Origin of the sequence: Aliirhizobium smilacinae, from assembly GCF_006335145.1 — a bacterium.
Lineage (GTDB): Bacteria > Pseudomonadota > Alphaproteobacteria > Rhizobiales > Rhizobiaceae > Neorhizobium > Neorhizobium smilacinae.
Genome location: NZ_VDMN01000001.1, coordinates 1,541,536 through 1,565,344, shown reverse-complemented (window position 1 = coordinate 1,565,344; position 23,809 = coordinate 1,541,536). Strand labels below are relative to the sequence as shown.

At 58.2% G+C, this 23,809-nt stretch carries 19 protein-coding genes; 18 read left to right on the top strand and 1 reads right to left on the bottom strand.

Annotated features, from left to right (window positions below):
- The first annotated feature begins 100 nt into the window (after positions 1–100).
- Positions 101–772: a response regulator transcription factor gene (locus tag FHP24_RS07630; protein WP_139675087.1), complete on the top strand. Its 672-nt coding sequence runs from the start codon at positions 101–103 to the stop codon at positions 770–772.
- Between the two features lie 107 nt (positions 773–879).
- On the opposite strand, the gene FHP24_RS07625 is transcribed toward FHP24_RS07630, so the two are convergent.
- The gene (locus FHP24_RS07625; RefSeq protein ID WP_139675108.1) at positions 880–3,078 is read right to left on the bottom strand and encodes a DUF1217 domain-containing protein; all 2,199 of its coding nucleotides are present in this window, start codon (positions 3,076–3,078) and stop codon (positions 880–882) included.
- 327 nt (positions 3,079–3,405) lie between these two features.
- On the opposite strand from FHP24_RS07625, the gene flhA reads away from it, so the two are divergent.
- The 17 genes from flhA (at position 3,406) to FHP24_RS07540 (ending at position 23,784) form a co-directional block, all read left to right on the top strand.
- Positions 3,406–5,496, top strand: a complete 2,091-nt coding sequence (gene flhA, locus FHP24_RS07620; protein WP_139675106.1) for a flagellar biosynthesis protein FlhA — start codon at positions 3,406–3,408, stop codon at positions 5,494–5,496.
- Positions 5,493–6,245: a flagellar biosynthetic protein FliR gene (gene fliR, locus FHP24_RS07615; protein ID WP_139675104.1), complete on the top strand. Its 753-nt coding sequence runs from the start codon at positions 5,493–5,495 to the stop codon at positions 6,243–6,245. Before flhA ends, fliR begins: the two co-directional genes overlap by 4 nt.
- 8 nt (positions 6,246–6,253) lie before the next feature.
- Entirely contained in the window at positions 6,254–6,664 is a 411-nt protein-coding gene (locus FHP24_RS07610) for a hypothetical protein (RefSeq protein ID WP_139675101.1), read from the top strand.
- Positions 6,665–6,804: 140 nt separating this feature from the next.
- The gene (locus tag FHP24_RS07605; RefSeq protein ID WP_139675098.1) at positions 6,805–7,371 is read left to right on the top strand and encodes a rod-binding protein; all 567 of its coding nucleotides are present in this window, start codon (positions 6,805–6,807) and stop codon (positions 7,369–7,371) included.
- Between the two features lie 26 nt (positions 7,372–7,397).
- The gene (locus FHP24_RS07600) at positions 7,398–7,766 is read left to right on the top strand and encodes a hypothetical protein (RefSeq protein WP_139675095.1); all 369 of its coding nucleotides are present in this window, start codon (positions 7,398–7,400) and stop codon (positions 7,764–7,766) included.
- Complete coding sequence (locus tag FHP24_RS07595; protein ID WP_139675093.1) at positions 7,763–8,293, top strand: hypothetical protein; 531 nt, start codon at positions 7,763–7,765, stop codon at positions 8,291–8,293. Before FHP24_RS07600 ends, FHP24_RS07595 begins: the two co-directional genes overlap by 4 nt.
- A 29-nt stretch (positions 8,294–8,322) precedes the next feature.
- On the top strand, positions 8,323–9,471 hold the full coding sequence (gene glf / locus FHP24_RS07590) for a UDP-galactopyranose mutase (protein WP_139675089.1): 1,149 nt from the start codon (positions 8,323–8,325) through the stop codon (positions 9,469–9,471).
- A 360-nt stretch (positions 9,472–9,831) separates the two neighbouring features.
- Positions 9,832–10,503 (top strand): response regulator transcription factor, encoded by a 672-nt coding sequence (locus FHP24_RS07585; protein WP_139675087.1) that lies wholly within the window; start codon positions 9,832–9,834, stop codon positions 10,501–10,503.
- 218 nt (positions 10,504–10,721) lie between these two features.
- Entirely contained in the window at positions 10,722–11,987 is a 1,266-nt protein-coding gene (locus FHP24_RS07580; RefSeq protein ID WP_139675084.1) for a flagellar hook protein FlgE, read from the top strand.
- Between the two features lie 18 nt (positions 11,988–12,005).
- Positions 12,006–13,445 carry a flagellar hook-associated protein FlgK gene (flgK, locus tag FHP24_RS07575; protein WP_139675081.1) on the top strand — a complete coding sequence of 480 codons (1,440 nt, stop codon included), beginning with the start codon at positions 12,006–12,008 and terminating at the stop codon, positions 13,443–13,445.
- Between the two features lie 2 nt (positions 13,446–13,447).
- Positions 13,448–14,476 carry a flagellar hook-associated family protein gene (locus FHP24_RS07570; protein WP_139675078.1) on the top strand — a complete coding sequence of 343 codons (1,029 nt, stop codon included), beginning with the start codon at positions 13,448–13,450 and terminating at the stop codon, positions 14,474–14,476.
- 46 nt (positions 14,477–14,522) lie between these two features.
- Positions 14,523–14,870, top strand: a complete 348-nt coding sequence (gene flaF / locus FHP24_RS07565; protein WP_139675075.1) for a flagellar biosynthesis regulator FlaF — start codon at positions 14,523–14,525, stop codon at positions 14,868–14,870.
- A complete protein-coding gene (gene flbT / locus FHP24_RS07560; RefSeq protein WP_139675072.1) occupies positions 14,867–15,313 on the top strand; it encodes a flagellar biosynthesis repressor FlbT in 447 nt (148 codons plus the stop codon). The genes flaF and flbT overlap by 4 nt, the downstream gene beginning before the upstream one ends.
- Positions 15,307–15,756, top strand: coding sequence for a flagellar hook assembly protein FlgD (gene flgD, locus FHP24_RS07555; RefSeq protein ID WP_180355923.1), 450 nt, complete (start codon positions 15,307–15,309; stop codon positions 15,754–15,756). The genes flbT and flgD overlap by 7 nt, the downstream gene beginning before the upstream one ends.
- A gap of 86 nt (positions 15,757–15,842) precedes the next feature.
- Positions 15,843–16,109 carry a flagellar biosynthesis protein FliQ gene (gene fliQ, locus FHP24_RS07550; protein WP_139675070.1) on the top strand — a complete coding sequence of 89 codons (267 nt, stop codon included), beginning with the start codon at positions 15,843–15,845 and terminating at the stop codon, positions 16,107–16,109.
- Positions 16,110–16,254: 145 nt separating this feature from the next.
- Positions 16,255–16,443: a hypothetical protein gene (locus tag FHP24_RS07545; protein ID WP_139675067.1), complete on the top strand. Its 189-nt coding sequence runs from the start codon at positions 16,255–16,257 to the stop codon at positions 16,441–16,443.
- 21 nt (positions 16,444–16,464) lie between these two features.
- Positions 16,465–23,784 carry a hypothetical protein gene (locus FHP24_RS07540; protein ID WP_139675064.1) on the top strand — a complete coding sequence of 2,440 codons (7,320 nt, stop codon included), beginning with the start codon at positions 16,465–16,467 and terminating at the stop codon, positions 23,782–23,784.
- Positions 23,785–23,809: the final 25 nt, after the last annotated feature.

Here is a 23,809-nt window from a genome sequence, read left to right as displayed (position 1 = left end):
ATTATTAATTAGTCCCTGCAACTTCCTATAATTGTGGCCGACTCTCGCGATTCGTACTCATGGTCCAGCACATGAACGCTGCTGATTCGGAGATGGATGAATGATCGTCGTGGTTGATGAGCGAGAGCTCGTAACGCAAGGTTACACATCCCTGTTCGGACGCGAAGGCATTCCGTCGGCAGGCTTCGATCCCGTCGAGTTCGGCGAGTGGGTCAACTCTGCAGCCGATGCCGACATTCATGCGATAGAGGCATTCCTGATCGGCCAGACCACCGGCCCCTGCGATCTGCCGCGCACCATCCGTGATCGCTCCACCGCACCGGTCATCGCCGTCTCCGACCAGCCATCGCTTGAGGCGACGCTGGCGCTTTTCGATGCCGGCGTCGATGATGTTGTCCGCAAGCCCGTTCATCCACGTGAGATCCTGGCCCGCGCCGCCGCCATCCGTCGTCGTCTGTCGGCCATTTCCAATTATACCGACATCGGTTCGATCCGCGTCTATTCCGACGGCCGCGATCCCGAGATTTCCGGTGACGTCTTCCCGCTGCCGCGCCGCGAGCGTCGTATTCTCGAATATCTGGTCGCCAACCGCGGCCGTCGTGTTTCCAAGGCGCAGATCTTCTCCGCCATCTACGGCATCTTCGATGAGGACGTTGAGGAAAACGTCGTCGAGAGCCATATCAGCAAGCTGCGCAAGAAACTCCGCAAGAAGCTCGGAACCGATCCGATCGATTCAAAGCGCTTCCTCGGATATTGCATCGACTGGAATTGATCACGGCGCGCTGAGGCGTCACCGTCTTCGCGACGAAGCGAAAACACCGCCCGAAGCTATCGGGCGGTGTTTTCGTTTGAGGTCATAGAAGGATACCTGCGCCTTCGTCAGCGCGCCGAGAGCTGGGCCACGGCCAGCAGTGTGTCAGCGCTGATCGAAGAGGAGCTGCCCTGCAGGATTGACAGAGCCGCCGAATTCGTCGCGCCGTTCTGGCTGTCGTAAAGTGCGGTAAAGCGCTGGATCACCTTCTGCACGTAATCCGGATCGGACAACTTATCGAGCTCGACGAATTTTTCGACTGTCGCGGCCTGCTTTTCAAGCTCCTGGCTGGAGAAATAGGTCGACAGATTGTACGCGGTCTTGAAGAAATTGAGCAGCGCGGTATCCCCGAGAATATCGTAGGGACTGGTGATCGAAGAAGCCTTGCGTTCGAAATAAAGCGCCAGTCTGACGCCCTCGTTGGAATCGCCCTGCTCCTCTTCCAGTGTCTGCCGATAATAGTTGTTGACCGTCTGGAGCACGTCGCCTCTCTGCTGCACCGTACCGATCGTGTCGGCCGTCAGATTGCCCTCGATATCGAAATTGAACGATGCGACGATCTTGGCGAAACTGCTGTCCGAGAGCTGGTTCACATAACTTTTCGGATCGTCGAGATCCGAGGCGAACATCTGCTTCAATTCGTCATTGGTAACGCTTTTCGGATCGATCTCCTGGCTTTCCAGCAGAAAGTTCACAAGCCGGCTGTCTGAAAGCAGCTCGCCTGCCGTCGTGATCGTCTCCATCTTTTTCTCGAAATACTCGATTTCGGTTGTGGCGGTTTCTCCCGCCTTATCCCGTTCCGTGCCCGTCAGGAAGCGCGTCTTGAGGCTGAGATAGTCTGCGGTGAAATCCTGGGTGACGTTTTCCGACTGTGCCAGCAGAGGTATGTCCACCTCACCCTTGCTGTCGAAATTGAACGCCTTGACGAGGGCCACGTACCGTTCGTCATCCAGCTGGTTGACGTAGCTATCCTTGGCGCCGAGGTCGCTGGCGAGGATCTTGCGCAGGGCCGTCATCGAAACCTCGTCGGGATCGATACCATAAGCGCGTAACGCGACGTCCCATATCTCGGTGACATCGTCGTTGTTTGCGTCGTCGTCATCCGCATTGGATTTGAAAAAGTCGTCGATGCTTTTGACGTCGGCAATACGGGTCTCGAAATTGGAGACGGCTTTCTCCATCGCATCCGTCTGATCGGTCTGGAATGCGGTTTTGTACTTGGCCGCGACACCGGTCGTCTGCTCGCTGGTCTGTGCCGATCCGCCTGCAGCAACCGTTCCGTCGCTCTGGAAGCTGAAATAATCCAGCAGTTCCGTATTGCCGATCGTCTCGGCGAACGCCTGGCTGTACATCATGCTGGCGACGCTTGATGCCATCAGCGTTTCGCGCAGGCCGAACGCAGACTTGACATAGGCAAGCAGGCGCTCGTCCGATGTGATCTCGGTCGCACTTGCGGCAGTCGCGACGTTCTTTTCCCAGTAAGACTGGTTTGCATCAAGCAGCAGGTCGGAGGGAAAGGTCGATTTATTGTAAATGTAATCAAGGCGCAGGTCCGATGTCTGGTCCGCGCTCTGTGCGGTTTCCCCGGCTGCGACCGTGCCGTCGGCGCTGAAATTGAACGCCGCCGCCAGTTTGCGCCAGGCATCGCTGCTCGCTTGGTTGGCAACGCTGTCGGGATCGTCCAGATCGCTTGTCAGCACCTTGCTGAGATAGTTCTTGGATGTATAGGTCGCGTCGAGCCCGAACGATTCCAGCACGTAAGTACGCAGCCTGTCGTTGCCGATGATGTCGTTGACGTTATCGACGCTGCCGATCTGGCCCTGAAAATAGGATACTTCGGACTTGATATCCGCCTCTTCCTGCGTGAACGAATCCTGGTAGGCGGTGACCAGATTGTCGGTCTGAGCCGATGTCTGGGCCTTCGCCGAATCGCCCGAGAAATTGTAGGCCTTGGCGAAATCCGCGTATCGGGTATCCGTCAGCGAATTCGCGAAGCTGGAAGAGTCGTTCGGATCGCTTTCCAGCACCTTCTTCATGAAGGCTTTGGCGTAGGTCATCTCCTCCAGGCCGTAAGCCTTCATCGCATAGGAGAAAAGCCTGTAGTCGTTGACGAACTCTTCGGCCGTGGTGACCTTGCCGATATTCTCTTCGTAATAAGCCGTGTTGTTCGCAACATCGCCCTGATTTGCAACGCGCGACAGCGACGAATTAATGTCCCGGTTGAGGACAAGATAGCTCGTATACGTGGAGAATGCGCTCGAAACCATGCGAATGGAAGCCTCTTGCTTGCTGCAATGGCCGATATCATGGCCCAGAGTTGCGCTTCCATCGCGCACACGTCCACCGGGCTGTTTCGCCCTCGGGACCGATTTAGCGGCAATCATAGTTGAAAATTGCCATTATGTCATCCCCACCCGCCTATCAAATCCGATAGCGGCTGAAAGCGCCGCCGTCACTCTCACGCAAGCTTCGTTTTCTAGATTTTCCCCAAACCGGCCGGCTGTCGGATGTTGCGATGGTCACCGGGGTCCCAGGAAGTTGTAAGCGAAAGCGCCTTAGGCGGTTTCCGCATCTCATGACGAGACGGAGCAGAAATGGCCACCCCTCAGAGTATCCTGCCGCTGCCGAAGGTTGCGCCGAAAGGCCGTGACATCGGCTTTGCCGTCGGCATAATCACGATCCTGTGCATTCTCTTCCTGCCCATTCCGGTCTTCATGATCGACGTCGGGCTGGCTTTCTCCATCGCCTTCGCTGTCCTGATCCTGATGGTTTCACTCTGGATCCAGCGTCCTCTGGATTTCTCGTCCTTCCCGACCATCCTCCTGATCGCCACCATGATCCGGCTGTCGCTCAACATCGCGACCACACGCGTCATTCTTTCCCACGGTCATGAAGGGCACGATGCGGCCGGCGGCGTTATCGCTGGTTTTTCCAGCCTCGTTATGTCCGGCGACTTCGTCATCGGTCTGATCGTCTTCCTGATCCTGATCGTCGTCAATTTCATCGTCATCACCAAGGGTGCTACGCGTATCGCGGAAGTCGGCGCCCGCTTCACCCTCGACGCCATCCCCGGCAAGCAGATGTCCATCGATGCCGACCTGTCCGCCGGCACGATCGACGAGAAGGAAGCCCAGCGCCGCCGCCGCGAGCTTGAAGAAGAAAGCTCCTTTTACGGCGCCATGGACGGTGCCTCGAAATTCGTCCGCGGTGACGCGGTTGCGGGCCTTCTGATTACCGCCATCAACATCTTCGGCGGTATCATCATCGGCTATTTCCGCCACGGAATGGAAATTGGCGAAGCCGCCGACGTTTTCGTCAAGCTTTCGGTCGGTGACGGTATCGTCACACAGATCCCGGCGCTCATCGTTTCGCTCGCCGCCGGCCTTATCGTCACGCGCGGTGGTACTCAGGGATCCACCGATACGGCCGTCATCGGCCAGTTGAGCAGTTATCCCAAGGCGATGTCGGTCGCGGCAGGCCTGATGTTCTTGCTGGCGGTCATTCCCGGATTGCCGTTCGTGCCGTTCACCGTCCTTGGCGGTCTGTTGGCTGCTGGCGCCTGGGTCGTTCCCCGTCAGATCGAGGCACAGAATAAGGCTCTGCGCGACGAGGAAGAGAAGAAGGCCGTCCAGAAGCAGGAGGTCGAGCGCGATACGGTCAAGAACGTGCTCAAGACCACCGAGATCGAATTGGCACTCGGCAAGCTCGTCTCGCCGCGCCTGCTTGGAGCACACCAGGAACTCGCCTTCCGCGTCAGCAAGATGCGCAAGAAGTTTGCCGTCCAGTATGGTTTCGTCGTGCCCGAGATCAAGGTCACCGACGATATCGCTATTCCCGACAAGTCCTACCAGATCCGTATCCACGGCACGACGGTGGCGGCAAGCACGCTGCGCGTGGGCGAGGTGCTCGTTATCACCGGCAAGCGGCACAAGCCGTCGGTTCCGGGCGACGAGGTTCGCGAACCCGCCTTCGGCATGCCGGCGTTTTCCGTTCTGGAGCATTTCGTCGAGGATCTGAAGCGTGAGGGCTTCCACCCGATCGACAACATCTCCGCGCTGCTGACCCATGTGAGTGAGGTCATCCGCAACAACCTGCCGTCGCTGCTGTCGTTCAAGGATGTGAAGATCCTGATCGATCGGCTGGACCCGGAATACAAGAAGCTGGCCGACGAGATTTGCTCGTCCCACATGTCCTATTCCGGTCTGCAGGCCATCTTGAAACTGCTGCTGGCCGAGCGTGTCTCGATCCGCAACCTGCATCTCATTCTCGAAGCGGTCGCCGAACTTGCCCCGCATCTGAAGAAGGCCGAGCAGATCGTCGAACATGTGCGTGTCCGCATGTCGCAGCAGATCTGCGGCGATCTGTCCGACAACGGTGTGCTGCGCGTCGTCCGCATCGGCACCAAATGGGATCTGATCTTCCAGCAGGCTTTGAAGCGCGACGCCAAGGGCGAAGTCATCGAATTCGACATCGATCCGCGCCATCTGGAAGAGTTCAGCAACGAGGCAAGCAAGGTTATCCGTGAATTCATGGATGAGGGACTGCCTTTTGTACTTGTGACGCTGCCCGAAACGCGCTCCTATGTGCGCATGATCACCGAACGCCTGTTCTCGACGCTTCCGGTGCTCTCTCATGTCGAGTTGGCAAAAGGCACGGAAATCAAGATACTCGGTTCGATTTCATGATCCCCGATCCGCAGGGCGCCATCATGGCGCTTTTCCTGGCATTCTGCCGAATAGGCGGATGCGTGATGGTCATGCCAGGATTTTCATCGGCACGTCTGCCGATGCAGATCAGGCTCTTTCTGGCGCTGGCGTTATCGCTGGCGCTTTTGCCTTTGTTCTGGGATGTCCTCTATCCGCCGGCGTCGGCTGCACCCGAGACGTACATGGTGACGATCTTCTGCGAGACGTTGACAGGCGTGATTTTCGGCCTTGTCGCACGCATCTATGTTCTCGGCATCCAGTTCGCAGGGGCAGCCATCAGCATGGCCATCTCGTTCAACGCCACGCCGACAGGGGATATATTCGAAGACAGTTCCGACAACTCGTTGACCAGTCTTCTCGCGACGGGCGCGCTGCTCGTTCTCTTCGTTCTCGACTTCCATCACTACATGATCAAGGCGCTGGCCGAATCGTACAGGACCATTCCCGTCGGCTCGCTGATCGGCGCGCAGCGATCGCTGATCAGCTTGACGGACACGCTGGCTGCCTCGTTCACGATCATGCTCAGGCTTGCCAGCCCCTTCATTCTCTACGGTCTTCTGTTCAACGTGGTCATCGGCCTCATCAACAAGCTGGCGCCGCAGATTCCCCTCTATTTCATTTCCACGCCCTTTGCACTCGCGGGTGGCATCCTGCTGATTTACTTCGGCATAGCGGCGATGCTCGATCAGTTCGCCGATGGCTTCTTCGTCATCTTCAGCAATCTATAGGAGCGGTAATGGCGGATCTCGACAGATCGAAGAAGCTCAAGCGCCTTGTCGGCGTTCAGCGGCATATGGAGAAGATGATCGAGAACGAGCTCGCGATCATCGTTCGCCAAGGTGAGGAAGTGAATGCCGCAATGGAATTGACGGCAAATGTCATGACCTCGCTCGATCCGATCCACCGTGGTCTTTCGCGCCATTATCTGGGCCGGTTCTCTCGCCTGGCAACGGAAGAAAAACAGCTCATGGCGGCACGACGCTCTCAGGAAACGCGCCTGGCCAAGGAGCGCAGCAAGGGAGACAAGCTGGACGAGCGGCGCAAGGAAGCTTTGGAGCAGGAACAGCGCGCGAGCGAAGACGATGCCGTCTACAACTTGCTTGAGATGATGATCACATTGAAGGACGCCAGCTTCCAGCAAGGTTAGGATGGCAACATCCCCCTCGATTTTACAGTGTTGTGCGCCGTTCATGGGTTCACCAAGACGCTGTGACACTGAGGTCTGCGTATCGTAAGTCCGAAAATCGTTCCGGTTTTTGACTGACGCGCCAGCAAGAGGGAAACGACGTGGCCATATCTCCCCCCAGCGATCTTGTGCTCGACGTAGTCAAGGCAGCCGATCCGAACAGCATGCTGGCAGCACGCGAAAAGCTGCGCTCTGTAAGCGCCGAACATCAGGCATCGGTGCTGACGGCAAGCAATGCCGGGTTTGCATCCATGCTGGGTGCCGGTGCAAGCGACGCGGCAAAAGCCGGTGTCGGCAATATTCAGCATGCCACGGGCAAGGAGCCGGTTCCGGAAGTCTACCGGAAGTTCGAATCCAGCGTCCTGACGACCTTCCTCAAGGATATGATGCCATCCGACAGCGAGGCTGTTTACGGCAAGGGCTCTGCCGGTGAATTCTGGAAGAGCATGATGGCCGAGCAGATGGCCGACTCGGTTTCCAAGCGTGGCGGCATCGGTATTGCGGAACAGGTTTTCGCACAGGCGCTGAACAAGCAGCGTCTTGAAGTGCCGAACAACACGACCGACCAGAATGACAAGGCCAAGGCGGTCAGCATGATCACGGATTTTGAACGCCGTACGCTGATATCGCCGGGCGCCATCGAAAAAACAGATAACGACGCGGCTTGAAGAAAATGCCGAGGGAGAACGATTCCATGGAAGTGTTGAACAGCGAGTACCGCATCAAGGCGGTTCTCGGTCGTCTTGATGTGATCATCGAAAACGAAAACCAGCGGATCGGCACCGATCCAGACTTCGATTTCAAGCTTTCGAATGCACACAAGAGCCGCTGCCTCTACGAACTGACGATGCTGTTCCGTGCCAGCGACCGAAACGACATCACGGCGGCCCACCTGGATCAGCTGCATGCGCTCAAGGCCAAGCTGAAGCTGAACGAGCGCCGTGTAGAAGCCCATATGCGCGCAGTGCGCGCGGTTGCCGAACTTCTGAAGAACGCTGTTCGCAGCGCCGACGACGACGGTACCTATTCGCAGGAACAGTTTCTCGTCCGGGCTGATAGATGATCAAGATTGTCCTGATCGGCGTCTGGGTATGCATCATCTCGCTGGGCGGGGTATATGCGGCCGTCACCCTGTCGGGCGCCTCCGGCGTAGAAGCCGCCAAGCCGGTCATTCCGCCGGCCTACGTTGCGGGCGAAACCTTGAGCATTCCCGTCGTGACTGAAGGAGCCGTGACGGGCTATTTCCTCACCAAGGTTTCGGTTATGGTCGATCAGGAGAAGGCAGCGAAAACCCATATTCCGGTCGCGCCCTATATCACGGACGAGCTCTACACCGTTCTGGTGGGCAACAAGATGATCGATCTGCCGAAGGCGGGTAACCTGGATGTCGAGGGTCTGAGAAAGAAGATCAAGGACGACCTCAATGCCCGCGCCGGCGATGCACTGGTGACGGCGGTGATTTTCGAACAGCTCGATTATCTCTCCAAGGCCGACCTGAACGGGAAATCGAACCAGAAGATGGCGTCCAAGAAGATCGTGCCGCCGGAGCCCGCACCTGCAGCAGGCGGCAAAGCTGCTCCTTCACATTAGCGGTTTTGATAGTGTAGGGGGGATCAGCAGTGACGAAACCAGTTCTGATCGTCGGTGCCGGTCTGTCCGGTGCTGTCATCGGGCGGGAACTGGCAGAGGCCGGTCATCTCGTCAGGATCATCGACCGGCGCTCCCACATTGCCGGCAATTGCCACATGGCGCGGGACGAAGCGTCCGGCGTGATGGTGCATGTATATGGGCCGCATATCTTCCACACCAATGACGATGAGGTGTGGGCATACGTCAACCGGCACATGACGTTTATGCCCTATGTGAACAGGGTAAAGACGACGAGCAATGGCCGGGTCTATTCGCTGCCCGTCAACCTTCACACGATCAACCAGTTTTTCGGCAAGACGCTCGGTCCGGACGAGGCGAAAGCTTTCATCCTGTCGTTATCCGATGCATCGATCGGCGAGCCCGTTACCTTCGAGGACCAAGCGCTGAAATTCGTCGGGCGCGAGCTCTACGAAGCTTTTTTTGAAGGATACACACGCAAGCAGTGGGGATGTTCCCCTCGGGATCTGCCTGCCAGTATCCTCAAGCGACTGCCGGTGCGGTTCAATTACGACGACAATTACTTCTCCCACCGCTTCCAGGGCATGCCGGAGCACGGTTACACCGAGATGGTCGCCAGCATTCTGTCGCACGAGAACATCGAGGTGGAACTCGAACGGGACTTTGTCCGCGCCGATGCCGAGGGCTTCGGACATGTGTTCTATTCCGGACCGCTCGACGGTTATTTCGATTACGAGTTTGGCCGGCTCGGATATCGCACGCTTGATTTCGAGGAATTTCGCCACGATGGCGATTATCAGGGCTGTGCGGTGATGAACTATGGCAATGCTGATGTTCCCTACACGCGGATCACGGAGCACAAGCATTTCTCGCCCTGGGAGACCCATGAGCGCAGCATATGTTACAGGGAATATTCGCGGGCATGCGGGCCGGACGATGTGCCCTATTACCCGATCCGCCTGAGCGGCGAGCAGGCGCTGCTGGCGCAATATGTCGCGCGTGCGCGAATGGAAGAAAACGTCACCTTCGTTGGCCGTCTCGGAACGTACCGTTACCTCGACATGGACGTGACGATCCGCGAAGCGCTCGACACGGCGCAGTCTTACATCGGAGCGGTGACCGGGAACTTAAGGCCACCGGTCTTCAGCATGGCGCCGTAAGCAGGGAAATGTCGTTGATGGGTCTCGCGAACGCAGATCCGGTATTCACAGCTTTCAAGCCGCGGTGACTTGAATTTAACAATCTTGGGTTGTTTTTGTTTTTGCAGACGTTCGCCTGTTGCGAGTCTGGCAAGAATGAGGCGTGTCAAATGGAGTCTTGCCGATATCCGACATCACTTCGTGATATCCCCTAGAAAAATTGTGCCTCTGTCGATTTGACCCACTAGATGTGGGGCAAATCGGAGTGCCATGGTTAATCAATTATTAATTAGTCCCTGCAACTTCCTATAATTGTGGCCGACTCTCACGATTCGTACTCATGGTCCAGCACATGAACGCTGCTGATTCGGAGATGGATGAATGATCGTCGTGGTTGATGAGCGAGAGCTCGTAACGCAAGGTTACACATCCCTGTTCGGACGCGAAGGCATTCCGTCGGCAGGCTTCGATCCCGTCGAGTTCGGCGAGTGGGTCAACTCTGCAGCCGATGCCGACATTCATGCGATAGAGGCATTCCTGATCGGCCAGACCACCGGCCCCTGCGATCTGCCGCGCACCATCCGTGATCGCTCCACCGCACCGGTCATCGCCGTCTCCGACCAGCCATCGCTTGAGGCGACGCTGGCGCTTTTCGATGCCGGCGTCGATGATGTTGTCCGCAAGCCCGTTCATCCACGTGAGATCCTGGCCCGCGCCGCCGCCATCCGTCGTCGTCTGTCGGCCATTTCCAATTATACCGACATCGGTTCGATCCGCGTCTATTCCGACGGCCGCGATCCCGAGATTTCCGGTGACGTCTTCCCGCTGCCGCGCCGCGAGCGTCGTATTCTCGAATATCTGGTCGCCAACCGCGGCCGTCGTGTTTCCAAGGCGCAGATCTTCTCCGCCATCTACGGCATCTTCGATGAGGACGTTGAGGAAAACGTCGTCGAGAGCCATATCAGCAAGCTGCGCAAGAAACTCCGCAAGAAGCTCGGAACCGATCCGATCGATTCAAAGCGCTTCCTCGGATATTGCATCGACTGGAATTGACGGCGAGGGGCGATCTGGATCGCCCCTTTTTTGTAACTCGGCCGGGTATTTTATGTCCGGCCGCTTTTAGTCGTTTCGATTGTTAGTTTCGCCGCCTGCACTTGGTGGCCGCCGCGTCTTCGAAAATAGTTTCCCCAATTTTCAGCCCACCGTTTTCAGACAGCTTCACGCAAGGACCGGCACCTAATGTGGAGCGACTATCACAGCGAGGATTCGAAATGAGCATTTTTGGAACCATGAAGACCGCCGTTTCGGGCATGAATGCTCAGGCGAACCGCCTGGGGACGGTCGGTGACAATATCGCGAACTCGAGCACGACAGCCTACAAAGGCGCTTCGACCGCTTTTTCGTCACTGGTTCTTCCGTCCACCTCCGGAAACTACAATTCCGGCGGCGTCGAGACGAAGGTTCGTTATTCCGTTTCTGAGCAAGGCGCACTTGAATATACCACGTCCGGATCCGACCTAGCGATCCAAGGTGAAGGTTTCTTCATCGTTCAGGATACGGCCGGCAACATTTTCCTGACGCGCGCGGGCTCTTTTACACCGGACGAGGAAGGTTACCTTGTCAACGATGCTGGTTATATGCTTCTCGGTTACGATGCTGATGGAGGCACACCCACCACCGTTGTCAATTCCTACGATGGGCTTGTGCCGGTCAAGGCTTCCAATTCGAGCATTACGGCCGTTGCAACGACGAACGGCTCGCTGACCGGCAACCTGAACAAATCGGCCGAGGCAATCGCTGCAGGCAGCTGGGCAAGTGACAACAGCCCTACCACCGATGTTAACATGGACAGCATCCTGAAGACTTCGGTGACGACCTATGACGAATATGGTGCATCCGTCACCTACGATTTCTACTTCACGAAGACGGCCGATAATTCCTGGGAAGTCGCAGTTTACAATGCTGCCGATAAAAGCACGACCGGTAGCGGCAGCTTCCCTTATTCCAGCACAGCCATCACCGCCGACTTGGTGTTCGATTCGAAGGGTCTGGTGAGCGTTGACGGAAATACCACGCCTCTCTCGATAGACATCAACGGTATTTCGTTCGATCTTTCCGGCATGAACCAGCTCTCGAGCGACTCTGTCATCTCCAAGGGGAGTGCCAACGGCAGCCCGGCGGAAGCGATGACCGGTATCGAGATTGATTCGGACGGTACGGTTTACGCTACCTATGCCAAGAGCGATCCGAAGGCTCTCTATCAAATTGCCATGGCAACGGTCCAGAGCCCGGACAATCTCAAGCTCTATTCGGGCAACGTCTACAAGCCGACCGCTGACTCGGGTGTCGTGACCATCGGTTTTGCCGGTACAACCGGGTTTGGCGAAATCGTTTCCGGTGCCTTGGAAACATCAAACGTCGACCTCGCGAGCGAACTGACCGAAATGATCGAATCGCAGCGCAGCTACACGGCCAATTCCAAGGTATTCCAGACCGGCTCTGATCTGATGGATGTTCTCATCAATCTCGCCCGATAAGGCGTAGGAGCCAGTTGAATGTCCATCGCGTCCGCAATTAATACGACGAAATCGATCCTGAGCAACACCGCGACCCAAACGGCCACGGTGTCGACCAACACGTCCAATACGAATACTGAGGATTACAATCGGCGTACTGCGGTCACGACGACGAACCCTTATTCCGGCGCGACCACGGTCAAGCTTGAACGTACCGAGGACGCGGCTCTGCTGAAGCAGACATTGTCGGCGATTGCCGACGATGCGGGCCAGCAGGCTTTGTTGAAGGGGCTGGTATCTCTTGACGCTGTGATGGGCGGAAACGAATCTTCGGCGACGCCTTCGCAGTATCTTGCTGCCCTCGTCGAAGCGCTGGATACATATGCGACATCGCCGAGTGATGTGACGTTGGCGGCTGCCGCTGTCGCGGCTGCCGGCGATGTTGCCAACTCTCTCAATCAGCAGACGTCGGCTGTACAAGGCTTGCGCGTCGAAGCGGATTCGGAAATCTCGACGACCGTTGATAAGTTGAACCAGCTCTTGAAGGATTTCGAGAAGGTCAACGACAAGGTCAAGGAGAAGATTTCAAGGGGTGAGGATGCTAATGATGCGCTCGACACACGTGAAAGCCTTGTAAAGCAGATTTCCGAAATCGTCGGTGTCTCGAGCACGATCCGCGACGGCAACGATATGGTGCTCTATACCAGTGGCGGGATCACTCTGTTCGAGACAGTACCGCGCGCGGTGACCTTCGATGCGAGCGCGGCACTGGACGCGACCACCGATGGCAACGCGGTATATATCGATGGCGTAGCACTCGCTCAGGGCAAGGGCAGCAGTACGAGCGCCAGCGGCTCGCTTCAGTCGCTGTTGCAGCTTCGCGACGAAGTCTATCCGACCTACCAGGAACAGTTGGATGAAATTGCCCGTGTGACGATCGGAGTCTTCGCGGAAACGGACGGTACCAACGATATCGCCGGTCTGTTCACGACCAAGGACGGATCGCCCGTCGATTTCGATACCGCGCAGATCGTGTCCGGCCTTGCTGGTCTGATTACCGTCAACACCAACGCGCAGACCGATCCGACCACCTTGAGAAACGGCAACATTTCCGGCGTAAGCCAGAACACGGAAAATGCCAGCGGCTTTTCGGATCTTCTCTACAAATATCTCGCAGGTTTTGAGGAAACCGTCAGCTTCGATGGTAACGCAGGATCAACAACCAGCGCCACGCTTCTGGCATATTCGACCGACTCGGTCGGCTGGGTTCAGGAATATCGAAGCAACGCCAGTTCGGCAGCGGAAAGCACCTCGGCCATGCAGATGCGGGCAAAGGAAGCCTATGCCAACGCAACCGGCGTGAATCTCGACGAGGAACTTATTCTCCTGCTGGACATCGAGCAGTCCTACAAGGCAGCCACGAAACTGCTTTCGACGATTGACGAAATGCTCAGCGCACTGATGCAGGCGGCTAGCTAGTCATGAAAACAACGTCTATCTCATCCCTCGCCATTAGTCAGTCCATGCAGTCCACCGTCTCCACCGCGATGACGGAGATCACCAAGCTGCAGGACGAAGCGGTGACCGGCACCTACTCGGATGTCGGGCTGGAACTCGGAACCCGCACCTCGACAAGCCTGGATTATTCGCGCGAGAGCAGCCGCCTCAAGTCTGTCATCGCCTCGAATTCCTTCGCCGAGACGAGAATGGAAGGGTCGCAGCTCGCACTGACCAACATCTCGGATGCGGGGCAGACGCTGCTGGATGCCTTGACCGCCCTGAGCGGCAATTCCGACGTCAACAGCCTCAAGGTTTCCGCCGACAGCGCAAAGTCGGTTCTTGAGAATTTCGTCAGCTATGCGAACACCGCCGTCAACGGCGAATACCTTTTCTCCGGCATATCCACGGATGTGCAGACGTTCGACGATGACTTCATCGACAACGTTACTGACGACTTCAATACGGCATTCGGTGCCTTCAGGACGGCAAACGGAATCGCTTCCCCGAGCGATGTCACTGCCACTCAGATGAGCCAGTTTCTGTCCGATTATGAAACGTCTTTCGACTGGGCGTCCTGGACCAACGCGTCTGACACGGTAATGATGACGCGCATAAGCTCTTCGGAAACCGTACCGACATCCACCAGCGCCAATTCCGAAGGTTTCAAGAACCTTGTTCTCGCTTCTGTGATAGCGTCGCAGCTATCGAATGCCGGCCTCGGAAGCGGAGCCTTGTCCGTGGTTAGCCAGAAGGCAACGCAATATGCCGGCACCGCAATCTCCGGCGTGACTGCTCAGCAGTCAGCAATTGGTTTGTCGCAGGAACGCATCGACAAAGCGAATACATACATGAACAACCAGATCACGATCATCGATACGCAGCTGACGGGCTTGGTGGGTGTGGACACGGAGGAGGCCTCTGTGCGCCTGTCGACGCTGCTGAACCAGGTCGAAACCTCTTACTCGATCACCTCTCGAATCTTAGGCTTGAGCCTCGCGGATTATCTCTAGTCATCGGCATGTGGACGATGCGCGCTCTACCATGAAGGGTAATTGAATGTTTCAGTTTTCATACGCGGAGATCATGGAGGATGATCTCACTGTTGCCCGCGAACGAGAACGTCAGATCCTGGCAAGGTCGATCGAGCTTTTGGAAGTGGCGAAACAAAGCGCCAAATACGACAAGGATTCGATCGAGGCTGTCTATTACACAAGACGGGTATGGATAAGGTTGATCGAGGATCTCCGGAGCGCCGATAACCAGCTCAGTGTGGAAGTCAGAGCCAATCTCATATCGATCGCAATATGGATACTGAAGGAGTTGGAAAACATTCGCCGACGTACCTCCACCAACTACCAAGGTATCATCGACATAACCATCATCATTCGGGATGGACTTAAATGAAAAGTACGCTACGCCTCTCGCTGAAATCCGGGGAAAAGATCTTCGTCAACGGTGCCGTCCTTCGGGTGGATCGGAAGGTTTCGATCGAATTCCTCAACGACGTGACGTTCCTCCTGGAAAACCATGTGCTTCAGCCGGAGCAAACCACGACGCCGCTTCGGCAGCTTTATTTCATCGCCCAGATGATGCTGATCAATCCGGAAGGCAAAGAGCACTCTATGGCGCTCTTCCGCAAGTCGATCATCATGCTGGTCGCCTGCTTCCAGAACGAGGAAGTTCGTTCTGAACTGAAGCGGATCGACAGCATGGTCTCGTCGGGCCGCCCCTTCGATGCGCTCAAGGCCATCCGCACCCTTTATCCGGTCGAGGAAGCCATTCTCAACAAGAATGAGATCACGCCCGCAGCGGTTATGGAACTGCGAAAGGAAATTGCTCTATGGTGACCGTCACTTCCGCGACGTCGACGACATCGACGGCGTCCACTTCGACATCCGCCTCGGCCAGCGCTTCGGCCGCTGCATCGCTGGATTACAACAGCTTTCTCAAGCTGCTGATCACCCAGATGCAGAACCAGGATCCGACCGATCCGATGGATGCGACCGAGCAGGTTTCGCAGCTTGCGACATTCTCGCAGGTCGAGCAGACGATCAAGACGAACTCCAATCTGGAAAGCTTGATCAGCCAGTCCAACCTGTCGAACGCGTCGAACTATATCGGCAAGACGATTACCAGCGCTGATGGCAAGACCACCGGCGTTGTCGCATCGGTCGAAGTGACGTCCGACGGTCTCACGGCCAAGACCGTGGATGGCAAGGAAATCAGCATCGGAGAGGGGATAACGATCTCCACTGCGAAAACCACGACGACAAGCGAAACTTCCACTTAAATTGAGCTTGCGAATCCCTTAGAGCTGGGACGGTCGGTGTACGACGAACGTGCGGCCGTCCAGGCGCCTATGAAGGGTAGAATGTCATGAATGAGGCCGATGCGCTGGATATTATGCGCAACGCCATCTGGACGATCCTCATTGCAGCGGGACCAGCCGTCCTTGCCGGCATGATTGTCGGCGTCACGATCGCGCTGATCCAGGCACTGACACAGGTTCAGGAAATGACGCTTACCTTCGTGCCAAAGATCGTTGCGGTCATGGTCGTCATCGGCCTGTCGGCGTCCTTTATCGGTGGCCAGATCGCCTTGTTTGCCGATCTGGTTTTTTCGCGCGTGCAAAGCGGGTTCTGAACCCCGCAACGCTTCAGCCACTGACACCTCGACTGATCAAAAGCAATTCCCGCACAGCAGGAACCGGCTTCGCTTGCGCAATGGCTTGAAACCACTGAGATCCGGCATCGGTTCGGGCCATCTTTATTAAAGTTGATATTCAGTCATGTTTTCTGCCGGGCTGGAACAAAACTTCAGCTTCGCGCAAGTCGGCCCCCTTACAGCTTCTGATGTCATCGGCATGAACGCCGGTTGTAGCTCGCCATTCCTGGGGGAGGGGGCGGCCGGATTTGGTTTCCTCGCATTGTTCACCATGCCGGAGAAGACGTTCTTCGGGTTTGTTTTAAGCATTTGATCAAGCGTCAAGGCTCTGCACATGACTACTACCATTTCCTCGCTCAGCGTCACCCAGATCAGGTCGCTTTCGACGACGGCAGTTGCGGCATGGACTACCGAGGACGTGGCGTCACTATCCACGGCCCAGATCAAGGCCCTGTCTTCCGAGCAGATTTCGGCGATGGATACGGAAGACATCGAAACGATGGATTCCCGTCAGCTGAGCGCGATTGCAACCAACGCGATCGTCGGTCTGACGATGGATCAGCTTGCCGTTCTCAGCAAGGTTGCGATCGAAAGCCTGAGCACCGGTCAGGTCGCAGCGCTGACAACCGCCCAATTGCAGGCATTGTCCACGGATCAGGCCGAAGCCCTGACGTCGTCGCAGGTTGGTTCCCTGACTTCCGCCCAGCTCGCAGCGCTGACGCCCGAGGATCTCGCGACTTTTTCGACAGCGGACATGGCCGCCATCAGCGCGACAGCGGTTGTCGGTCTTAGAACCGAAGTCGTGGCTTCGTTGACGACGGCACAGGTCGCCTCGCTGTCCACCGGAGCAATTTCAAGGCTGACGACCGACCAGATCGTGGCCTTGTCCACCGGGCAGGTTGCTGCTTTGACCACCACGCAGGTTGGTGCTCTCAAGTCCTTGCAGGTGGCTGTCCTTGGAACCAACGACATTGCTGCCTTGTCGACGGCAAGCGTCGCGGCGCTCAGCAATGGTGCGGCCCCCGGCCTGTCGACAGCCCAGATTTCCGCCCTTTCGTCCGCGCAGCTCGCCGCCGCCAACACGGCGCTTATCGCGAGCCTGACAACTACCCAGATCGCTGCATTCTCCACCGGCCAGGTCGCGGCATTGACGTCAACGCAGATGGGGGCCTTGAAAGCTCTGCAGGTTGCGGCGCTCAGCACAGTGCAGGTCGGCGCTTTGACCACCGTGCAGATTGCCTCGCTCAGCACCGGAAGCATATCCAGTCTGACCACCGATCAGATCAATGCGCTCTCGACTAAGCAGATTGCAGCGTTGACGACGGTTCAGATGTCGGCGTTTAAGGCAACGCAGATCGTCGCCTTTTCAACGGGAGACATTGCGGGACTGACACCGGCGCAGATTGCCGCCCTGAGTACGAAATCCATCCTTGGGCTTACCACCGATCAGGTTGCAGCACTTTCGACCAGTCAGGTTGAAGCTCTGACCTCGATCCAGATCAAGGTCCTGTCATCGGATCAGGTGTCGTCTCTTGGCGCCGATGATCTGGCGACATTCTCGACTGCCGAGATGGCCGCGCTCAGCAACAAGGCGGTGGCCGGGCTGTCGACGGCAGTCATGGCATCACTGGCGACTGCCCAGATTGCATCCCTGAGCGCGAGTGCCGTGGCTGCCTTGTCGACGGATCAGGTCGATGTGTTGAAGACCGCGCAGATCGCGGCGCTCACGACAGCCCAAGTTGCTGCACTGACTTCGGTGCAGCTTGCCGTGCTGAATTCCGCTGACCTCGCGGCTTTCTCGACAGCCAATATCGCGGCGCTTACCAGCCGCAGCATTACCGGCCTCAGCACCAGCGCCATGGCATCTCTGTCGACCGGGCAGATTGCAGCGCTGAGCACGGCCGTCGTTGGGAAACTTTCTTCTGCGCAGATGGAAGTTCTGTCGGTTGCCCAAACCCAGGCGCTCACTGCCGTTCAGGTGAAAGTGCTGTCGGCAACCCAGCTCGCAACACTGACGTCACAGCAGCTTGCCACATTTTCGACTGATGACATGGCGGCGATCACGAGCGCGGCGATTTCCGGCTTGAGCGCAAACGTGATCGCGTCGCTTTCTACCGCTCAAATTGCTGCCCTGGCGGCAGGCACAATCGGTGGATTGACGACGGAGCAGCTCGATAGTCTGTCAACGGCGCAGATCAAGGTACTAAGCACCGACCAGATCACCGCTTTACGGACCTCGCAGATCGGAGCGCTTGGAACAGACGGCATCGCCGTCTTGTCCGCGACCCAGATCGCGGCTCTGTCTGCCGCTACGGTGTCCCGCCTGACCGTTGCACAGGTCGCGGCCTTGAATTCCAGCCAGGCCGAAGCACTCACCACGGCGCAGATAAAGACCTTGAGTTCCGCCCAGATCGCTGCGCTGGATGCAGAGGATGTGGCGACGTTCTCGACCGCAGAGATGGCCGTCCTCACCACAGCGGCAGTTCAGGGTTTGAGCACTGCCACGCTGCAGGCATTGTCGACCGCCCAGATCGCCGCTCTTACAACCGTCGCCGTCGCGAAAATGACGACGGAACAGGTGGCTGCCTTGAGCAGCGACAAGATCGCCGCACTCACCACCGCTCAGATTGCGGCCTTGTCTTCGTCCCAGCTCGGGGCGATCGACGCGGAAAGCTTCCTCGCTCTTTCAGCCAAGTCCTTGGCGTCGATAAGCTCCGCGGCTATGGCTGGCTTGCCGACCAGCACGATTGCGGCCCTGTCGAAGGTGCAGGTCGCCGCGCTGGGTGCGACAGCGATCGCGGCGCTATCGACTGCCCAGATTGCAGTGCTATCGAGCGATCAGGCATCGGCTTTGTCCACGACCCAGATCAAGGCGCTGACGTCCAAGCAGATCGGGGCCCTCAGCACGGAAGCGCTTGTATCCCTCAACAGCGGCCAGGTTGCATCGCTGACCACAGCTGCTTTCGCCACCCTGTCGACGGATCAGATCGCCGCCCTGTCATCTGCTCAATTCGCAGCCCTTTCCACGGCACAGGTCGCGGCACTGACGTCGGTGCAGGTTGGAGCGCTCGCCCCGGAGACCATCGCGGCATTCTCGCCCGCGCGACTTGCTGTTTTGAACACCGGTGCTGTTGCGGCCCTGTCCACGGATGTGATCGCGGCCCTATCGACGGCCCAGGTCGCCGCTCTCAGCACGGCCGGGATCGCCAGCCTGACGACGAACCAGATCGCCGCTCTGTCCACGGCGCAGGTGGATGCCCTGTCGACGCTTCAGATAAGCGTTCTCAAGACTTCGCAGATTGCTGCCTTGAGCACAGCGGACCTTGCCACCTTCTCTCCAGCCGATATCGCCGCGATCGGAGCCAAGGCCATCGCGGGCCTGAGCAGCAGTGCAATTAACTCACTGACCAGCGAACAGATTGGTGCGCTCGGAGTAACGGCGATCGCCAACCTGACGAGCGACCAGATCGATACGCTCAGCTCGGCCCAGATCGGTGCCTTGTCGACCAAGCAGGTTGCCGCCCTGACGTCTGCCCAGGTGGCCGCGTTGAGCGACACCGCAGTCGGGCAGTTCAGCTCCGCCCAGATTGCGGCACTGAGCACGGCAGGCCTCAAGGGCTTGAGCGAAGACCATATTGCGGCGCTGACACCAGCGCAGATTTCGGCCTTGTCTACCGTGCAGATGGCGACGCTGAGTTCGGTGCAGATCGCAGCTTTCGGCACCAACGACATCGCCGCACTCTCCACGGCTCAGGTTGCTGCGCTGAGCACGGCCGGCGTGGCGGGCCTTTCGACAAGACAGGTGGCAGCTCTTTCAACTGCGCAGGTCGATGCCCTCACCGCCACCCAGATCGCGGTCTTGAGCCTCGACCAGATCGAGGTTCTTGACCCTGCCGATATCGCGACCTTCTCGACCAAGGAAATGGCCGCGATCAGTTCTTCCGCCATCTCCGGATTGTCGACGTCGGCATTGGCCTCGTTGTCCACTGCCCAGATCGCGGCATTGAGTGCCAGCGGCATGACCGGTTTGACGACAGGCCAGATTTCGGCCTTGTTGACGAGCCAGGTGTCATCGCTGACGACGAAGCAGATTTCTTCGCTGAGTGCTGCCCAGGCGGCGGCCCTTGGTACGGATGACATTGCAGCCCTGTCCACCGCCCAGGTCTCGTCGTTCAGCACGGCCGGCATTTCCGGCCTGACCACGAAGCAGGTAGCGGCTCTCTCCACCGCGCATGCCGGTGCCCTGACCAGTGTTCAGGTCGCTGCATTGAGTTCTGCCCAGATCGCGGTTATCGGCACGGAAAATATCAAGACGTTCTCTACCTCCGATGTCGCGGCCATCCATACCGATGCGATTTCCAGCCTGACGACGGCCGTCATCGCCTCGCTCTCCACGGGCCAGATTGCTTCCCTGAGTACAACTGCGGTCGCCTCCCTTACGACCAAGCAGATAGCAGCGCTGAGCACCGGCCAGATTGCGGCTCTCTCCAGCAAGCAGGTCGGCGCGCTCACCTCACAACAGATCGCGGCCCTGGGTGCAGACGATCTTGAGGCGCTTTCGAGTTCCGCCCTTTCGGCAATCAGCTCCGGTGCGATAGCCGGTCTGTCGACCGATACACTCGCATCCCTGTCGACTGAAATGGTCGCGGGCCTTGGCACCTCGGCCATTGCCGGTCTCACCACCAGGCAGATTGCGACACTGAGTACCGGCCAGGTAGAGGCTTTGACGACCCGCCAGATGGGGGCGTTGAATTCTTATCAAGCCGCAGCCCTTTCGACTGCCGATCTCGCGGTGCTGACCACCGGTCAGATCGCCGCTTTAAGCACCGCTGGCATTTCGGGGCTTTCATCGAGCCAGATCGAGGCGCTCACGACGGCCCAGACCGAAGCCCTGACCGCAACACAGGTGGCGTCGCTTACGTCCAAGCAGGTTGCGGCTCTCGGTGCCGATGATCTTGCATTGTTCGCGACCAGGGAAATTGCGGCCTTGAGTTCCAGCGCGGTTGCCGGACTGTCGTCCGCCACGCTGGGGTCTCTCTCAACCGATCTCATAGCAGCACTCAGCACGGCTGCGATTACCAGCCTCTCGACCGCCCAGATGGCCGCGTTCTCGACAACCCAGCTCGCAGCGATGACGAGCACCCAGGTCAGCGCATTGAACTCGAAACAGCTTGAGGCACTGGGCACAACCTATATCGCCTCTCTTTCGACAGAGGAGATCGCTGGTTTGAGCACGGCTGTCATAGCCGGGCTGTCGACCGCCCAGATAGCCACGCTTTCCACGGCCCAGGCAGAAGCTTTGTCCAGCTCCCAGATCGCGGTCCTGAACTCGAACCAGATCGCCGCTCTCGGCAGCGATGACCTCGCGCTCTTCACGACCAGGGAAATCGCTGCATTGAGCGCGAGTGCGATCGCCGGTCTTTCGACAGCCGTCCTCGCGTCGCTGACGAGCGATAAGATCGAGGCTCTGAGCTTCTCGAGCATTGCAGCGCTTTCGACCACTCAGGTGACCGCCCTCGGCAGCAATCAGCTTGAAGCCCTCACGACAGCCCAGATCGGCCATCTGTCATCAAGGCAGATCGCAGCCCTCGGCACAGCCGGTATATCGACACTCTCGACCGCACAGATTGCCGCCATGGGGACAGCCGGCCTGGCCGGTCTCACCTCGGCTCAGGTGACTGCGATGTCCACGAGCCAGGTTGAGGCACTGACCAGCACCCAGGTTGCGGTCCTGACGTCGGCGCAGCTGGCTGCACTCGGCGCCGACGATCTGGCGGTCTTTTCGACGAAGGAACTGGCAGTCCTCGGCTCAGCCGCGATCGCCGGCTTGTCCACGACTGTCCTCGCGGCACTATCGACCGAACAGGTCGCATCGCTCAGTTCGGCTGCAATCGGAGGGCTGACTACCGGCCAGGTGGCAGCTCTGAGCAACGCACAGATAGATGCCCTGACGACGGCGCAGATGGGAGCCCTCGGTTCCAAACAGATCGCAGTCCTCAGCACCGACAGCATAGCAGGCCTCTCGACCGGTCAGATTGCCGCTCTTGGCACTGGCGGCATAGCCGGTCTGACAGCGGCCCAGATCACTGCGCTGTCCACCAGCCAGGTCGAAGCCCTGACTTCGATGCAGATCGGCGCCCTTAACTCGGCGCAGGTCGCAGCCTTCGGTACCGACGATCTGGAGGTCTTCTCGACCGCCGATATCGCGGCCCTCAGCTCCAGCGGCGTGGCAGGATTGACGACCACCGTTCTGGCGGCTCTGTCGACGGAACAGATTGCGCATCTGAGTGCTGCCGGCATCGCCGGTCTCACCAGCAGCCAGATCTCGGCCCTGAGCACCGTTCAGGCCGAAGCGCTGACGGCGACACAGATTGCGGCGCTGAGTTCCAGACAGATCTCCGCGCTCGGCCTTGATGATCTCGCCACCTTTACCACCGATGAAATCGCAGCGATCAGCTCGGCTGCCATTTCCGGTCTATCGACCGCCACCGTCGCCGCCCTGACGACGGAACAGATTGCGGCGCTCGGAACCGCAGCCATTTCAGGTCTCACCACCGGCCAGATCGCGGCGCTCAGCCTGGATCAGCTCGAGACCTTCTCGACGGCACAGATCGGTGTGCTCTCGTCGAGCCAGGTCGCGGTGCTTACAACCACCGAGATCGCGGCGCTGACGACGGCGCAGATTGCGGCGCTGAGCACGGCCGGCATCGCCGGTCTGACCAGCGATCAGACCGGTGCACTGACACTGGACCAGATCTCCGTGCTCTCCACGACTCAGATCGCGGCTCTGACATCGACCGCCATATCGGGCCTGACCGCCGACGATCTGGAATCCTTCTCGACCGAAAAGCTTGCGGCCATCTCGTCGACGGCGATCGCAGGCCTGTCGACCACCTTCATCGCGGCTTTGTCGACGCAGGAACTGGCCGCACTCGGTACCGCCGGCATCTCCGGTCTCACCAGCGCCCAGGTCGATGCGTTGACCGCCGAACATCTCGACTCGCTCTCGACGGCGCAGATAGCGGCCTTCAGCTCCGCAGGTCTTGCCGGCCTGACCACCGATGATCTGGCATCCTTCTCGACAACGGATCTTGCCGCCATCGGTACGGCCGCAATCAAGGGGCTGTCGACGGCGATCATCGCATCGTTGACGACGGCGCAGATCGGCGCCTTGTCTGCCAGCCAGGTCGGCGGTCTGAATTACAATCAGATCGTGGCTCTCTCCACCGCTCAGGTCGCGGAGCTTACCACTGCGCAGATCGGTGCTCTCAGCGCGCTGCAGGCTGCAGCACTGGGTACGGATGACATCGCCGTCCTGACGACGGGCGAGATCGCGGCACTCGGAACCGGCGCGATCTCCGGTCTCACCACCTCGGTGATCTCGTCGCTGACCACGGCGCAGGCAGAAGCCCTTAGCCCGACACAGGTCAACGCCCTGACGTCGAACCAGCTCGCAGCTCTGTCGAATGATGGATTGGCGACGTTCTCGACTGCCGATATCGCGGCCTTCAACAGTGCCGCTCTTCCGGGCCTCTCGACCGAAAGCATCGTGGCCATGTCCAGCGCGCAACGCGACACGCTGATCGAAACGCATATGGCAGCGCTAAGCCCGGCACAGGTCTCGGCAATCATCTCGCTCTATCTGGCAGCGTAAGCGCAAAGCTCAGATAACAGAAACG